This window comes from Anaerostipes butyraticus, assembly GCF_016586355.1.
In the GTDB taxonomy this organism is placed as follows: Bacteria; Bacillota; Clostridia; order Lachnospirales; family Lachnospiraceae; genus Anaerostipes; species Anaerostipes butyraticus.
The window spans coordinates 1-16,699 of record NZ_BLYI01000062.1; the positions used below are offsets into that span (position 1 = coordinate 1).

General features: G+C 31.5%; 11 protein-coding genes. 1 reads left to right on the forward strand and 10 read right to left on the reverse strand.

Translation table 11 applies throughout. The annotated features are described in order from the left end of the window. Positions 1-98: 98 nt before the first annotated feature. On the reverse strand, positions 99-533 hold the full coding sequence (locus tag JMF81_RS12995; RefSeq protein WP_201311865.1) for a hypothetical protein: 435 nt from the start codon (positions 531-533) through the stop codon (positions 99-101). Between the two features lie 2,039 nt (positions 534-2,572). Between JMF81_RS12995 and JMF81_RS13000 the strand changes: the two genes are divergently transcribed. After that, positions 2,573-3,031 carry a fibronectin type III domain-containing protein gene (locus tag JMF81_RS13000; RefSeq protein WP_201311866.1) on the forward strand — a complete coding sequence of 153 codons (459 nt, stop codon included), beginning with the start codon at positions 2,573-2,575 and terminating at the stop codon, positions 3,029-3,031. 830 nt (positions 3,032-3,861) lie between these two features. Here JMF81_RS13000 and JMF81_RS13005 read toward each other — a convergent pair. From JMF81_RS13005 to JMF81_RS13045, 9 genes are all read right to left on the reverse strand, one after another. Continuing rightward, the gene (locus tag JMF81_RS13005; protein ID WP_201311867.1) at positions 3,862-4,473 is read right to left on the reverse strand and encodes a nitroreductase family protein; all 612 of its coding nucleotides are present in this window, start codon (positions 4,471-4,473) and stop codon (positions 3,862-3,864) included. A gap of 609 nt (positions 4,474-5,082) precedes the next feature. Then, positions 5,083-7,137 (reverse strand): pentapeptide repeat-containing protein, encoded by a 2,055-nt coding sequence (locus JMF81_RS13010; RefSeq protein ID WP_201311868.1) that lies wholly within the window; start codon positions 7,135-7,137, stop codon positions 5,083-5,085. A gap of 28 nt (positions 7,138-7,165) precedes the next feature. Beyond that, the gene (locus JMF81_RS13015) at positions 7,166-8,242 is read right to left on the reverse strand and encodes a hypothetical protein (RefSeq protein WP_201311869.1); all 1,077 of its coding nucleotides are present in this window, start codon (positions 8,240-8,242) and stop codon (positions 7,166-7,168) included. A gap of 15 nt (positions 8,243-8,257) precedes the next feature. Beyond that, positions 8,258-10,561 carry a radical SAM protein gene (locus tag JMF81_RS13020; protein ID WP_201311870.1) on the reverse strand — a complete coding sequence of 768 codons (2,304 nt, stop codon included), beginning with the start codon at positions 10,559-10,561 and terminating at the stop codon, positions 8,258-8,260. Positions 10,562-10,706: 145 nt separating this feature from the next. Then, positions 10,707-11,888 carry a Coenzyme F420 hydrogenase/dehydrogenase, beta subunit C-terminal domain gene (locus tag JMF81_RS13025; RefSeq protein WP_201311871.1) on the reverse strand — a complete coding sequence of 394 codons (1,182 nt, stop codon included), beginning with the start codon at positions 11,886-11,888 and terminating at the stop codon, positions 10,707-10,709. A gap of 17 nt (positions 11,889-11,905) precedes the next feature. Continuing rightward, on the reverse strand, positions 11,906-12,886 hold the full coding sequence (locus JMF81_RS13030; protein WP_201311872.1) for a glycosyltransferase family 2 protein: 981 nt from the start codon (positions 12,884-12,886) through the stop codon (positions 11,906-11,908). Between the two features lie 57 nt (positions 12,887-12,943). Further along, positions 12,944-14,479: an oligosaccharide flippase family protein gene (locus JMF81_RS13035; protein WP_201311873.1), complete on the reverse strand. Its 1,536-nt coding sequence runs from the start codon at positions 14,477-14,479 to the stop codon at positions 12,944-12,946. A gap of 28 nt (positions 14,480-14,507) precedes the next feature. Further along, a complete protein-coding gene (locus tag JMF81_RS13040; RefSeq protein ID WP_243282661.1) occupies positions 14,508-15,662 on the reverse strand; it encodes a polysaccharide pyruvyl transferase family protein in 1,155 nt (384 codons plus the stop codon). A gap of 45 nt (positions 15,663-15,707) precedes the next feature. After that, positions 15,708-16,688 carry a glycosyltransferase gene (locus JMF81_RS13045; protein ID WP_201311874.1) on the reverse strand — a complete coding sequence of 327 codons (981 nt, stop codon included), beginning with the start codon at positions 16,686-16,688 and terminating at the stop codon, positions 15,708-15,710. Positions 16,689-16,699: the final 11 nt, after the last annotated feature.

Genomic DNA, 16,699 nt, shown 5'->3' on the forward strand with positions numbered 1-16,699 from the left:
GTAGGTGCGTCCTTCCTCCAAATGGAGACGGACAATCTTCTTTTTAAACTCTTGTGTGTAATTCTGTGGCATGATAAGAACCTCTTTTCTCATTGTTTTTAGTATATCTTATTAGCCACTTTCGTTACAACTTTATTATAGCACTTCACTTCTCTTTTTCCATCACTCACTTCACTTTTGTCTTTAAATATATCTCCTTCTAAAAATAAGAGCATAAAAACAACTAATATAATCAAAACTATTGCTTTAATAATAGACATATTATTTTGTCCAATATTTAAAATCATAGAACCACTATTAAAAGTAATGTGTCTAGAACTGTCAAAATTTTGTTGATTCGCTTCATATTTGTTTACAACATGAGTTTTCTCTTCTTCACGAGGTTTTCTTTTTTCACGAGCTTTTCCCTCTTCATTTCCTTTTTTACCAATATATTTATGCTTAATAATTGTAGATACAATTATTGCAACTAGAATAAAAAGGGCACCTTTTAATCCTGCCATTTCTATGATATAAGTTTCAATTGCTTCCATATTTACCTCTTATATAATAAGTTTTTATCTTGATACTATTAAAATTTTATATTTCATCCCCACAATCACTTTTTCTTAAAATATTAACTAAACTCCCTTTATCTTTTGGAAAAAAATTATTATTTTAAGACTAATTTCAATTCACAGTACATATTATACAATATTTTTATCATATTATATTTACACTACTGTAATTGTCAATTTAGCTCACTATTTGTCAATTAACAGCGAAAAAAGTAAAACATCTCTTTAGGGCAGATATATTGCAATTATTTATTATGAAAATAATTTTTAAGATTTACTGTTTTACAATTTGCATTCAAATTCCATATAGTGAATTCTTTATTACTTGAAATCCTCACTGCAGCGTTGAATACTTTATGAAATTGTAAATGCACCTTATTTGTGTTTTACTTTTCTTTTATATATCCTACCTTCTCTTTATTTTTTATTCTGGAACTATTTCAATAGTACCGGTGTCAAGTTTATAGAATCGGACGGAATCTTCTCCAAACTAAAAGATTCGCAGTCTTATAGTCATAATTCTTGATAAAATGATTGATTGAATCCTGTCCATTCCATTTTTCTTATGGTTGTGGATTGATATATTTCATCATTTTCCTAATCTCTTCTTCCGTATGTCTATCTTTCACATACTTTTCGGTATGATATAACAATCAGTTCATGGTTCTATTCACAGTGACTCTTCTGGTTTTCATTCATCGGATTACAATAGAATACTCAGCACTAGATTTCCGCAATCTCCATATCTATTTTGAGCTTTTCTAAATTTCTGAATTTATCTCATCAATCCACAAAAACAACTTGGAACAGCATCCAAAATCTCTTAACTCCAAAAGATTTTCTCAACTACTGGAATATATCCGTTATGGATTCCGCTGTATTGCATCTTCTCAGGAACATGAATAGCAAATCGCAATTGATAAATAAGATTATCACCATCATCTGATCCCTAAGGATCCTGCGTCAATATAAAAATAAATTGCTCTGATACTGGCAATCCACCTCTGTAACATTCATAAATGACTGGTAATTGCTGATATTTTTTATGAACAATAGTCTAATCATTGATTTAATCCAACTCCTGCTCTATGAGTGAGATTCCCTTACGGGTCTCAAAGTGTATCTGCTCATACTACTGCTGAGCATATTAGGTATCATACAGCAGACGGCATCGGGGCCGACGTCCAAGCATTTCAGATAAATGGCGACTTTCCATAATCTGCACAGAACCCTTCCTGATAATTCAGGCATTCTCCTCTGTCTGACTGGCACTGCTATTCCCCATCTGAAATAGCCTGAATGTCAATCCAAGTACAGGTATAATGGTGGATATAGTCATTATCTTTTAATATTCTGATTAGTCTGCAACGAATTTTGATCTTCCTGCTGAAAATCCACCTAGATTACCAGTCTGTCATTGTATATAAGATAATTTGTTACTCATGATTTTCTCCATTCTGAAGGCAAGACAAAGATAACTATATTGGAAAAATAATAAAAAATAAACCATAAAGTTACAACTGTAACTCCATGGTTCTTATGCTTTGTAATTCTAACTGCAACAATCTGCGTTGCAAGTATTTTTTCAATTAACATTACAAATTCACAATGTCATTTTCTAGAAGAATCAACCTTTCCATGACTTCAAACATGGCATGCATTTGCTACTATCTGTATGACAGCTCTGGAAATCAATTGTGGACTGGTTACTCCTACTGGAACAGTTCCACAGAAATAAACAAAATAAATGAAAATATTGACCTTACAAAGGGTACTCATTATCTTGCTATCACTCAGTATTCTTCTTATACTGGAAACTACTCTTTTAAGCTTTCCGGAACGTCGGGTGCAACTTCGCACATACATTCCTATAAGCAGACAATTACGAAAACAACACCGAAATCCAACGGTAAAATTGTAAAAAAATGTTCTTGCGTTTAACTAATGGAACAAGTACAATTTATGCTACAAAAACAATGAATTTGTCTTCATCCAATTATACTTATGATGGAAAAGTGAAAAAACCGTCTGTAACGGTAAAAGACATTAAGGGGAAAACCATCAGTTCCTCCAATTATAAAGTAAGCTATTCCAGCGGCAGAAAGTATATTGGAAAATATACTGTAAAAGTCACCTTTACAGGAAAATATTACAGCGGTTCCATGTCAAAGACATTTACGATTCGTCCAAAATCAACCTATATTTCCAGCTTAACAGCAAAATCAAAGGGCTTTACAGTAAAATGGACCAAACAGACATCACAAACAACAGGATACCAGATTCAGTATTCAGCGAATAAGCACTTCTCTGTTGCAGCAACTAAGACTATTACAAAAAATTCTACAACATCTGCATCTTATACAAAATTGAAGGCAAAGAAAAAATATTATGTACGAATTCGAACCTATAAAAAGATATCAAATGCATACTACTATTCTTCCTGGTCTTCTGTAAAAACAGTCACCACGAAGTAATCGCCTTCTAAATTAGTAAAAGAATAGCAAAAGGGAAATCGCCTCATTATCTGGATAATGGGGCGATACTTCCATTTTGGGAATATTTAAATACAGTTATTTATTTCCTTATTTTTTTGTATTTATTTAAGTTGGGAATATATTTATTTCTTATATTCATGGTCTTCGATGCATATCTACGCCAAAATTTAACCAATACAAATAAGAAGATTGCAGAACATATGCAAACTGCATCAAAGAAGTGCGCCTCTCCTATATTTTGAAGCGTAATTTTATTATTGTAAATACTCATCCCAATGCTTTTCTAACTACAAAACAATCCTAACTGGGTAACAGCAATGTATCCTGACAATATGTCCACTATTTTAAAATATACAACTTTTTATTCTAATTTTTCACACGTTTCATTCAATATATCCTTATAATCACTTTCCCAACCGATTCCTTCTTCTAAAAAACTACAATATATGCAACTATTCTAATACTTTCTTCTCGTATTGACAAAAACTGTCTTTCAAATGCGACAAGAATAATATATGTTTTCATAAAAAAATACCATGCATTTTTTACTTCTAACATAAATATAGATATGGTAATCATAATTTTATACATTGCTGTAACATAATTTTAGCCTTTTTACTATCTAAGTTCAATATTTCCTGCTTTAATATCGCATTCTCAATCTCTTTATTCATCATGGATTTTCTCACTTAATCTCATCTCTTGACTTTTATGATATGAATAAATTTTCTGATTCAATTACATTACTAAAATCCATTATTATCTTGTGGTTATATGTTATAGTGACTATTTATCTCTTTTAAATTTTATCATATATATTTCATTACTTCTTTTAAACCTCTTCTAGATACTTTTTTCCCAATGTCCATTCCATATCCTAACGCAATCGCTGCCACCATACAACCCTCTTCTCCCAAATACGCCTGCAATTCGTTATATGCGTAAAAAATATCTGCTATCCAAAGACTGTTAACTTCCTTTTCCGTAGCCATTAATAACATATTTTGTATCGCTGCACCGATTGCCATAATATGTGTACATTCTATATCTTTAGCGTTTAATTCCCATCTGACTCCATCATCATGGCCCTTACATTTTTGAAAATCTAAATAAACAAAAATAAGAGTAGGCGCTTCTTTAATTATTCTCACAGTTTCAAATGCACCTATAATGTCTTCTCGGTAGTTTCCTTGTCTTATATATTTACTTTTAATTCTATTCAACTGATTTTCCAAAATATCAGCTATTCTTTTTTTCTTCTCAATAGATTTTATTACCAGAAACTTCCATGGTTGATCATTCTTAGGTGATGGTGCCTGAGTTCCTGCCGCTATAATCTCTTCAATAATATTTCCCGCTATCTCACTTTTTGTAAATCTTCTGGTACTCTTCCTTTGATAAATTGCGTCTTGTACTTTCATAATTAGTATCTCCTACTACAATATATTTATGATTAATATCTCTTATCACTGGTAAGGAATTATCCCTCTTGTTACTTAAACCGTTAAAATGATGAAGGCGGTCGGTATCTCAAATTTCTCCCTAGACTTCGCTCCCGCAAAATAATCAACTAACTCATTCACAGCATTCGTTTTATGCAGATTAAGCCGCCATCAAGATGTCGCTCATGTCACACCGCAGTAAATAGAATAGATAATAAGTAAAACTGATATTGACTAATTATAATTTTTAATCCGGAGTGATGTTTTTATGGACATAAACACAGTAGAAATCAATATTTCCAATTAAAAATGCACTGCTGTGATCTTCAATTCTATTAAAAGATCATTGTAAGCCCCTTCAATCTCCCTCTAAAAAAACTCATCAAGAAACTGGATGGCAATACTCGTATTGTCATGAAGTGCATAGGTCACTACTATGCACCGATAAATACATGGACTATTCTAGGTTATTTTTTTGTAAACGCGTGAATTCTCAGACCATCCGTAACTTTCAGAAACAGGGCAAAATTTCTCCTCCATAAAGTAAAAACCGATAAGACAGATTCCGTAAAGACCGTATCTAATTCTTTATATTGCCTCTTTTCCATAGGACTCCTCAGAAAAATGTCTCCAATTTAAATCTTCTAGTTTCCCATATTTAGGTTTTTCAGACTTTATAAATGCTACTTCCTCCATCCAAATTTTTTGCGTGACTGTATTATCCAAATTTTTACATTCAATAAATTTAACATTAATCAACCGGGCATTTGTAAAATCCGCCCCTTTAAAATCGCACTTATAAAATTCTACATTCGCAATTGCTACATCACTAAAATTTGTGTTTATAAATTTACAATTACTTATGCGAATTCTATTTTTTGCATCTCCTACAAATCGAGCATTCGATAAAACACATCGTTCAAAATTTGAATTCTCTATTCGAGCATTAATCCATAATGTATCACGGCATACTGCATCACAAAAAGAAATCTGTTCTAAATGTACATTCGACATATCCACAGATATCATAATAGCAAATATAAAAGAAGAATCACTTATAATTGCACCTTTCATTGAAAGATTTGCACAATAAGATTTCCCAAAATAGCAATTTTCTATTTTACATTCCGAAAAACTACTTTTATTTAACCTAGCTTCTTCAAAACTTACTTTTTCAAGAATTGAATACGTAAATGTAGCTTCTTGTAAATTCGCATTTTGAAAATTGCATCTTTTAATGATACTTCTCAATAGATTTGCCTTCTCCATATTGGCATAAGAAAATATAATATTATTTTCTTTTTGTGCTGAATCCCCTATTTTAGCATCTACAAGACGTACATCAGAAAAATCTGCAAATTCAAAAGTTGTATTATAAATATCTAAATGGCTCAGATTAGCCTTTGAAAAATTAGAATAATCAAAGTTAAGCAAAGCTCCCTCTTTATCACATGGTCCAATTCTATCCATACCACTCAAATCAGCATTTGTAAAAATAGTACGTTGCAATTTCATTTTAGTATCAAACAATATCCCTATTAACTTGCAATTTGTAAAATTGGCATTCTCACAATTAGTTTCTTTAAAATGAACTCCATTTAAAGTAGAATCTCTAAAATCAGTATTTTTCAAATTTGTTTTTCCGTCAAAATATATATTTTTAAGTAAAGAATTACTAAATGATGTTTTTTCTAAATCAGCATTACAAATAGTAAAATTACTAATGCTCACTCCTGTTAATAACTCACTTTTTAAATAATTTTGGAAAAGTCGATTCATGATACTTTTTATTTGATCCCCCATTGCAACATTCCTACTATCTGCAATAGATTTATTCTGTAAAAGCAGATTTCTGTAATTTATAATTTTCTTATAATCTTCCGCTAATATTTCTCTTGTAGTTATATCTCCTGAATCTGTTATTCCATCACAAATAGCTCTTTTTAAATCTGAATCATATGTAGAACTCATTTTAGCATGAGAATGATTTTCAATCAATCTTTCTACAATAACTTCTATGTTATTTACTAAATTAAGGAACTCTCCTTTTGTCATTTCCTGATAATAACTTATCTTATCATATTCATCCATTTGTTGCTTAGCAAGTTTTGACAATCCTTCTTCATAATTGATTATTCCATATGTAAAATGCACTAACTTGTATATATTATATAGTGTTATCAAAATAATTCCAGTAATCGCAGTATAAACGGATAAACTTAGTGAAATTTTCATTGCTGAAAAAAACGCTTTTACAGATGATTGAAATATGATTATTATACATTCAACAGTTATTGCTATTGCCGAAAAAAATACACTTATCATCAATTTATTTCTTTTCCTATTTTGAAATAAATCAATTACTTCTCTCTCAAATTGATTACTGTTTCTTCTATTCTGAAAAGTATTATTAAGAAACACATAGATTGATACAGAAAAACCCAACATAGAAATTAATATAGTAACTGAAACTTTTATAGTCTCTATAAAACCATCATATATCTTTTCATAACTACTATAGTAATTTAACTCATAAAAATTTTTTATTAATATCAGAAATAAAATAACAATAAAAATTATGCACAAATTATTTTTTATCCATTTCCAAATTTTTTCTTTTAACTTTCTGATCTTTACTTTCATAGTTTTCCCCTTACTTATCCACTGTAATTTACAAATATTCTTTCAACCAGTTTTGTATTTTCTCTATTTTTTCCCCATCTTTTTTTGACTGAATCATATTTTCCTCAAATATTTTTTTACAATCACACTTCGAACTCAAAATTGTTTCATATTTTTGCAAAAGTTGTTTCCGTTCTAAATTATCTGATTTCATTAAAAACATCTGATAAAATTCCATCCACTTATTTTCACAAATACTGCATCCATATGGCGGCAAATTATCTTGTTGATTATATTTCTCATCGTAATCCACCCAATCCCCATACCACGCTAAATAAACTTTGTTAAGGTACCATCGTGGTATACTCTTTAACACCTCAAAAACTGCCCAATGAGAAAGTCGTTCAAACTTCTTTTCTATATATAAATCATATAGCATAGTATGTTTTCTAATATTTACTGGAAAAATTACAATTGAATCCACCCCATGACTTACTGCCCATTGAATTGTGTTATTTGTATCTTTTACTTGCTCTGATACCGTCAAAAATGGCGCCCCTAAAAAAACATTCGCAGTCAAACTCATCCCCCAGTTATGCACTAGTTTTATTTTCGATTCCAATATATAAAGATTTATTTCTTTATTTAAGCAATTTTTTTGGACAAATTCATCTGCGGATTCAACCCCTACTTCGATTACAATATCTTTCTCTGGTAACATTGAAAAAAGCCATTGACATATTTCATTCGTAATAAAAGTATAATGGGTTTCAAAAATAATAGTTTCTATTGGCAATTGGTTTAAAGTTTCACATATCATAGTTAAGCATTTTAGTGGTACTTCTTCTGGATCTAATACACTCCCTAAGGCCCCTATCAAAATACTATTCATACCATCAGATGCCTTACTCATATGTTGCAATACCTTTCCCATCTCTTTTTCTGACAATTTGCTTCCTTCACCATAGTCACACATTGTACAACTTCCATTTTTCCTAAAACGGCATCCAGAACTATTCAAACATACGTGCAACAATGTTCCTCTGCTTCTTATAATATCATTTGATGTAATTAATTTTTTACCATTTCTTTTGTATTGATTGTACTTTGAAAGTAATTCTTTCATAAAAACTCTCCGCTATCATAACATATCGAAAGCTACGGTATTATTTTGACAAGCTGCACATTCTGGTCCTAATTTCAAACCATATTGTCTGCATATTACCTCGGCTCTCTCATAGGCTTCCAGTATCCACTCATTATCTGGTGGATTTACATCTTCTAATTCAGTAAAAGGAATAGGTCGAAATACAGAAAAAATTGGAGCTACACCCAATTTACACACATACTCTACTCCTTCTAATAGGGAATCCATATCCTCCAATCCCAACACAAACGCAGTTCTCACTGCTCCCTTATTTCCTAACAATTCAACTGCTTTTTCTAATGCCGCTTGGTATCTCTCCAATGGGATATTCCCCTTTCCTGGCATATATTTTTTTGCTATTCTTCTATCAAAAATTTCAATATTAAATCCTATCTCTGTTATTCCGGCAGAAACATATTCTTCAATATCTTCTAAATTTATGCTTGGTAAAGCCATTAAATAAATCGGCATATTGGATTTTTCTTTTACGTGTTTGGCAATTTTACAAATATTTTCTTTTTCTTTCCCTACACAATTCGATAATCCTCCAATTAAAATATGACGAAATCTAATATTTTTTTCATTCAAATAAATATCTCCTGCCTCCATCACATCTTCTGCATTAAATTCTATATCCTTATATTCTGCGTCACAAAACTTACAAGGTACTCCCTGTTCTTTAAATGTGCAAAAATCAGAATTTTGCAATCTGAGCCGATCTGTTGCTAAAAAACACATTCTACTAACAGGAATTCCTTTTGAAGTTGACTGCGTTGCTATTTTATCTGCAAATTCAATCCTAACTTTATATATTTCCTTTTCGTAATAAGTGAGATACATACTATTTTTATTCAAAATAATTTTAAATGGTGATAATTGGCTAAACTTTACAGACAACGGTGCATTAACAATATATTTCTCTTCAATAACTAGATCAACAGAAAAATAAACTCCTTCTCGCATTCCACCTTGTTTTGCAAGATACTGTTTCACTTTCTTATCTAGTATGACACCTTGATTCAAAAGAGAAATTTTAATTTTTCGAAAATCTTTTTTTTCAATAATTCCTGTATGCCATTGCTCACTTGGTCCTAATATATTAGGATGAAGCCAAACAAATTTTTCACCGATTATACTTACTATATTAGTCGAAAATATCAATCGAAATAAATATGCATCTTCTTCTGCTTCTTGCCATGGAGTATAACCGTCATCTATTAATTCTACTATTGTTTTTTCATTGTCTTTTATTGATGAAATATGTGCTGCATGATATCTTTGATGATCTTGTATGAAAGAATAAATACTATAATTAATATTCAACTTAGCAAGCTCTTCCTTTTCAATCAACTCAGAAGTTGGTTTCTGAAAAGCCTCATAATTTAATTCATGAAGACTAGGCATATTTTTTTCCTGTAAAACTTTATTAATTAGTATCGTTGACGCCTGGAAACGATTATTTACTTCTAAAATCCATGCCACTTTGTCTACAATTATTGCATCAATTCCTATAATTCCTCTATAGCCTAGCTCTTGAATTCTTTGGCATAATATTTCTGTATCATCTACAAATTGTTTCAATATCTCTTTGTCAATATCTCTGTAAGCGATATAATCTGCTCCACGATAAAGCATTCTTTCTTGGTCTAGTACCATAATCTGTATAGATCCTTGCGTAATTAGAATATCCTGATCATAAATAATTGCATGAATATTGATGGGAATATTTTTTTCATAATATGGTGACACCAAATATATTTTTTCATCATCTATGTTTTTAAGTATCCCTTGTTCATTCTTCTCATCTAGCAAAAATGTTTCATACCCTCCCGAAGCAATATCTGATTGAACAATCCACTTATCATATCCATTAAAAATTCTTTTTAATTTCGCCACTCTACATTCTTTTCCCAGCAATTCTTCCGAATGTAATGTATGTACGTACTTTCTAGCAAACTTTCGAAATGAAATTTTTGAATCTAAAAAACGCATAATATTTTCTTCATTCAAACATACTGTATGCTTTACTACATCATCATTACAACCATATATCAAATTAGGATTATAAGCCATAAATTTAATTGAAGGATCCTTTTCAATTAATTTTAATTCGTTTTCAACTATAAATTCTGTTTGTTCCTGTGTTATATGATTATGATTAATACGATAGTCCTTTGTGAGACAAAAAGCTTTATTTTCCCTTTTTGACCCTCCATATAATGTTACTGCTCCTGAAAAAAAATCTCCAGTATATTCTTTATCACTTTCTCTTGGTCCATTCCAAATTATTTTTGCCACAAAAGTCACTCCAATTCTTTTATTATATTTTGTATAACAAAATACATCTTTATGTATAATAAAGACATATTTTTTATCTTGTTTAATCTTTATTGATGATTATTTGAAAAATTCTTTTTACAGAAATATGTTTTATTAAATATCCCTAAATTAACCTTCCTATATTGAATAAAAGAATTCTTCTAATCTTCTCTTTCAGTCTCTGCATCACTCTTGGCTTTTTCACTTCAACCGTCGGAAAGTACTGATTTACCAGTTCTTCAAAATCATCGGCTGTTACCTGTTTTATGAATTCATCTCTTGCCTCATGTGGTTTTGATGAATTTACCATGCTTACGTTTTCCTTGTAAGCGTCCTCAAGACTAACCTGCAGAGAATCTATCTGATCCTGTAACTCATTCAAAATCTGTCGTCCTTTCTCTGTATGTACAAAAACAACGCTGGTTCCTTTATTGTCATCAAATTCAGGATGCTGGTTCCAGATTCCCCAGTAATCACCGAGTGTAAAATCTGTACACCTCTCTACGCCTTTTGCTTTGCAATCACTACAGGAATTACGGAGACAAATGTTTCCGATAAAAGCCTTCATAAATAAATCTTGTCCGTTTTTCGTTCTTGTTATATGATCCGGACTATAAACGAATTCTGTGGAATATCCATATCTGCTCCATCCACTTTCTTTGGATCTCATATTTATTTGAGTCGGCCGCTGTCCGCTATTTTCTTTTTGGGAACGATAATCAATATATGCCTGCCAGACCTTAGGCGAAGGCACTCCATGACAAATAAGATCTGTCGTTACCAGATCATCGTATTCTTTCCCTAAATATTTCTTCAAACCTGTGCACTGACATGGAGTGCCCGAAAAAAGAACCTTTCTTCCTGTTTGAAGAATCTCCTTTATCTTTAAAAATAAATCATCTAATTTACTCTGGGAATATTTAGCACCCTGGAGTAAACACAGTTGCTCTTTATTTTCTACAAAAGTATGATACACCACAAAATTTTCATCATACGCTGCACCTAATACAATGCCGCCTTGATTCAAAATGTATTTTGCAAAGATTGGAAAAATACCTCCGGAAGTACTCTTATTTCTTTCGCTATCATTTCTACTCTTAATCGCAAATGCTAATGTCTGCCTGCTTAATTCAGGTTCATTAATAACCGGACAGACACTTTCACACTGTCCACAGTCAATGCATTTATCCATATCAATAAGAGGATACAAAAACTCTTCTCCGTTGTCTTCCATCGATATGCAATTTTTAGGGCAGATGTTAACACAGGCGTGACAGCCTGTGCAGTTAAATGGCACTGTAAACATATTGAAACTCCTTTAATCTACCAATGCATTTTTTTAGCAATATAAATATAAGGACGAATCCATTTTATTTTCAAAAAGAATGCATATATTTTCATATCTAAAGCTCCCTTTTTCAGAACATCTGCGATACATTCTCTAAAAAATGGCTCTCTTATTGCTCTTTTCATATCTTCCATAACTTCTTTTTTCCATTGTCTTCTTGGGTTATCCTCTAAATGATTAATACAATGGCGAACCGACATATCCCAATAAATATACTTAATCATCCAAAGTTGCTCACTATCAGGGGCAAATTGAGCAAATGTTTTTGCAACATTCAATGCATTTTCATAGCGACTCTTCTCATATTTATGCGAAACCGAATTAGCAGTATCAAAATATATATATTCTGCATAAGGTAAGGTTACCATAGTATTACATTCTTCTAAATACTGTATGTTAAATTTCGTATCTTCACCCCATTTTAAATTTGTATCAAATCTAATTGTTTTTGATTCAATAATTCTTCTAGAATATCTCACTCCCCATACATTCGTAATACGGTATCTGCTCCAATAATCCCAGCACTTCTCTTTAAATTCAGCAACAGTTGTTTCTCCTACTTTACCTTTTGAATCCTTTATTTCATCATTTCGCCGATGTTGTATAATTACAAAATCTTTCTTCGAATCAATTTCCATAAAATATTCAATATATTTCTCATCAACAGAATCATCACTGTCAATAAACAAAATAAAATCTCCATTAGAGTTCTCTATACCGACATTTCTTGCATTCGATACACCTCTATTTTGTTTTAAATCTATAAGGCATATATCAAGCTTGCCAAAATAAGATTTTACTATTTGAACTGTATCATCTATAGAAGCATCATTAATAACAATAACTTTAAACGCAGTATATGATTGCTTACATAAACTATCTAATGTTCTGCTAATCGTTTTTTCTGCATTATATGCTGGAATAACAATATCTATTGTCTTCGTTTTGTTTTTCATCGTATACATCCCCCATTATTTATTTTATGCCTGGTATAATTAATTAAAAAAATAATTTTACTTCCTTTTTCTTAATACTCCTATCACCTTTTGCAATGGTCCTTTGATAATGCTTTTTTCATAATCATTTAAGCAAAAAATATACATAAGAACCGCATAAATACCCACATAAACAATTACAGAAATTAAAAACACTGATACACTAGAAATTAAATAATAATGTTTCAATATTAATCCAATAATCATCATTCCTCCCGGAATAAAAGACAGTAGCCCTATATTCTTCCAGAACAATGGAATATTAATTCTTGTTACCCTATAATAATATAAATTCATAATAACCCCATGTCCCAAAATGTATGATATGCCAGAACAAAGTGCTGCTCCTATATTACCCATAAATGGAACAACGATATATGTGGATATAACATTTAATATTGCAACGACAAGATAAGTAATCGAACGAAATTTATGTTTATTTTGTGCAGTAACAATGCTTAACCCAGTATTTTGAATTAATGGAATACACAAAGGAAATAACGTTAATATGGCAATCCAATAGGAATCTGCATATTCTGCACCCGCCCAAAAATAAATAAAACTTTGTCCAAAAACAGTAAATCCCGATATAACTAATGCAATAATTAAATACTGTAATCTTCCAACTCTAATAAATAATTCTGTTAATTGATCTGTCCCTGCATTTGTAACAACCATTCCTGTAATTTTAGGCGTTAATACTCCCGAAATAGATGTAGAAAGGTTCATTACAATACTGTTAAATGATGCTCCCACATTATATATAGCCACCGATATACTTCCAGCAAACATTCCCAATATGACTCTATCTGTTGACCAGAACAACAAGTCAACTAATGTTCCAATAAAAGCATAGAATGAAAATCCTAACATCTCCCGCAAGAGACTAGGAGCGATTCTTCCAAATTTAGGTACAATTTTTAAAACTTTAAAACAGTATCCCATATTCAATGGCAACATAATAAATTGCAAAATTGTAGAGGTCAGTGCCATTCCGACAGATGCAAATCCTAAATACAACGCAATAAGATTAAATATAGGTGCTGCAACGGTGGAAAACATGTCAATTACTTTACGATATAAATATCTCTCGTAGGACGTAATTACAGAAGAAAAAACACTCAATGGAAAAGATAATGCAGTATTAAATGTCATAATCAATACCAATATATATATTTTACTAATTTCAGATCCTGTAAGTCCTCTATGAAAGATACCTTCAACATTAAAAGATATTATTATGCCTACTACGAGAACTAGCAATGCTGCTATACTATATAAGCTCAAAAATAATCCGAAAGTTTTTTGTACACCTTCTTTATTATTTTCAGCTCTGTATTTGGACAGATATCGAATTACCGTGCTCCCAAATCCAAAGGTCAATAACGTCAGATAATTAATAACTGAGTTTGCTAAAGAATATAATCCATATTCAGACTGTCCTAGCATTCGAAGCATTACTGGTGTATATGCAAAAGGAATAATAAAACTAATTCCTAAATTAATATATGATAAAATAACTCCGATTCGAAGCTGGCTTCTTGAATTATTCAAAACATTTCCTCCACTTACGAAAAAATTCTTACATCATTTTTTCAACCATATCTTTTGCTAAATACGCTCTATTGATATAATCTGGCATGATTTTTTGAAGATGAATGCGTATTTCATCTTCATGATTTTCTAGCCATTGAAACGCTTCCTTCAGTTCATCTTTATCTTTAATCCCCTGTACCGGCAATACATAATTCTTTTCTTCTCCAAACAAATCTCTTGCGATTCCCCGTGACTTTACCGAATATCCAAGAACCAATGTCGGAACGCAATTGGAATAAGCCGCTATTGTAGCATGCGTTCTTGCACCTATAAAGAATCGACACCGAGCAATATATCCTTTCAATTCCATGCAATTACAGTCTCGAATTAGTACAATCCGGTTTGAATCTTTAAACCTGTTATAAAGTAATTTTAATGGTTCCAAATCATTATTGTTTTCCCATACAACATGCGGAATTAACGCAATTCCATATGATGTATAATCTAATATATATTGCATCAATGTAGCATATGTCTCTATTATCAAATTTCCATCTTCTGCACTTTTCATAATCAATGGGCTAACATTGATTCCGATCATATTTCCTTCGTTCCACCTCTTTGGAAGTTCTAAATCCTGTCTTGGCAAGGTAAATGCCGGATCAGATACTAAAATCGTATTTTTATTCACTTTTTTCAATGCTTCAAATGAAATCGATTCCCTGGCTGTAATCAAATCATATCGCGCAAAATCCTCAGCAAGCTCTGGTTGATTAACTAACTCTGGCTCAACAGAACAGCCCCATAAAACAGTTTTAGCTCCTTTTTTATGCAGCCAATAATTCTGCCCAATAAGTGTTTCGACCCCTTCATAACAATAATTATCTCCTCCTATAGAAAGATAAATATCTCCTTTCTTTGCTTTAGACAATAAATCTTGAAAACGAAATAGGGATTCCAATTTTCTCGTTCCTTTTGTCTTAAATTCCACTCCAGCTAAATAGTATCGTAATGACGGTTTGCATGCAGGTGCATCAATATTTGTTTCTATCGAGAAAAACTCATTAAGCCCATACATATTATCTTGTTCTACTGAATACGAAAACAGCTTTATTTTATTAGAAAACATTGCAGCCGTACTACGCGCTAACGCTTCACATCCATGATTTTTACTTCCAGCATGTCCATATAAATTAATCACTGTTATTTCCTCCAATTTAACTCTAATATTTTATAATCTATTCTTCTAAATGCCAATTTTTAAGAGATTTCGAATCATACAAGTTTTTTCAACTGAATATTTTGTCAGATACCACCATATCTTATATTTAAAATTTATCTGCTGTAATTCATACTTTGAAAATGGATAATTCCCTAAAATTTTTCTAATGATTTTAAAAGTCTCAATACATTCCTTTTTTTCTAAATATTTAAGTGCCATCTGCCCCATATACAAACATGAAAACCATAATTTTTTATGTTCTGCAAATCGCAACTCTGGGAAATTATGAGTAATATATTCAAGCTTTCCCTCATGTGCTTCTATTCCTTGCAAACGCTTAAGTGAAAAAGATATATGCATCACTGACTGACTCTGCTGTCGATACGCATACAGAACTTTTTCCACATGAACCAGGTTTCTGGCATTTCCAATCACCTTATAAGTCCAAAACTCATCATCAATTAATTTGCCTTCTGGGAACCGGATATCTCCAATAACATTTCGTCTATATAATTTATTCCATATTACCTGCTGGAACCAATGTCCCTCTATATTCTCACGCATTGCTTCTTCAACAGAAAACCTTTTTGCTCTCGGATCTATCGTTTGATCTGAGAATTTTTCAGAGTCATTTTCAACCATACAATAATTACACTCCACAATATCGACATCTGTGGAAAAAAAAGAATATAAGGTTTCAAACATATTAGGCGATATATAATCATCACTATCCACAAAAGCTATATATTCTCCTTTTGCACAATCCATTGCGCGATTACGCGCTTTTCCCCCACCTCCATTATGTTGATGAATTACTGTAATTCTGGAATCTTCTATCTCCCATTGATCACACATTTCCGAACATCGATCTGGTGATCCATCTTCAACAAGTATTATTTCCAGATTCCTATATGTTTGTTCCACTATACTTTGTATACATTTATCTAGATATTTTTCGACTTTATACACTGGTACAATCACACTAATCAGCGGTGTTTGTTCCATCAACCACACCT

Excerpts from the sequence above, each read along its gene's own strand:
- JMF81_RS12995 (WP_201311865.1), bottom strand. The coding sequence starts at position 533 with ATGGAAGCAATTGAAACTTATATCATAGAAATGGCAGGATTAAAAGGT.
- JMF81_RS13015 (WP_201311869.1), bottom strand. The coding sequence starts at position 8,242 with ATGAAAGAATTACTTTCAAAGTACAATCAATACAAAAGAAATGGTAAA.
- JMF81_RS13010 (WP_201311868.1), bottom strand. The coding sequence starts at position 7,137 with ATGAAAGTAAAGATCAGAAAGTTAAAAGAAAAAATTTGGAAATGGATA.
- JMF81_RS13025 (WP_201311871.1), bottom strand. The coding sequence starts at position 11,888 with ATGTTTACAGTGCCATTTAACTGCACAGGCTGTCACGCCTGTGTTAAC.
- JMF81_RS13005 (WP_201311867.1), bottom strand. The coding sequence starts at position 4,473 with ATGAAAGTACAAGACGCAATTTATCAAAGGAAGAGTACCAGAAGATTT.
- JMF81_RS13045 (WP_201311874.1), bottom strand. The coding sequence starts at position 16,688 with ATGGAACAAACACCGCTGATTAGTGTGATTGTACCAGTGTATAAAGTC.
- JMF81_RS13030 (WP_201311872.1), bottom strand. The coding sequence starts at position 12,886 with ATGAAAAACAAAACGAAGACAATAGATATTGTTATTCCAGCATATAAT.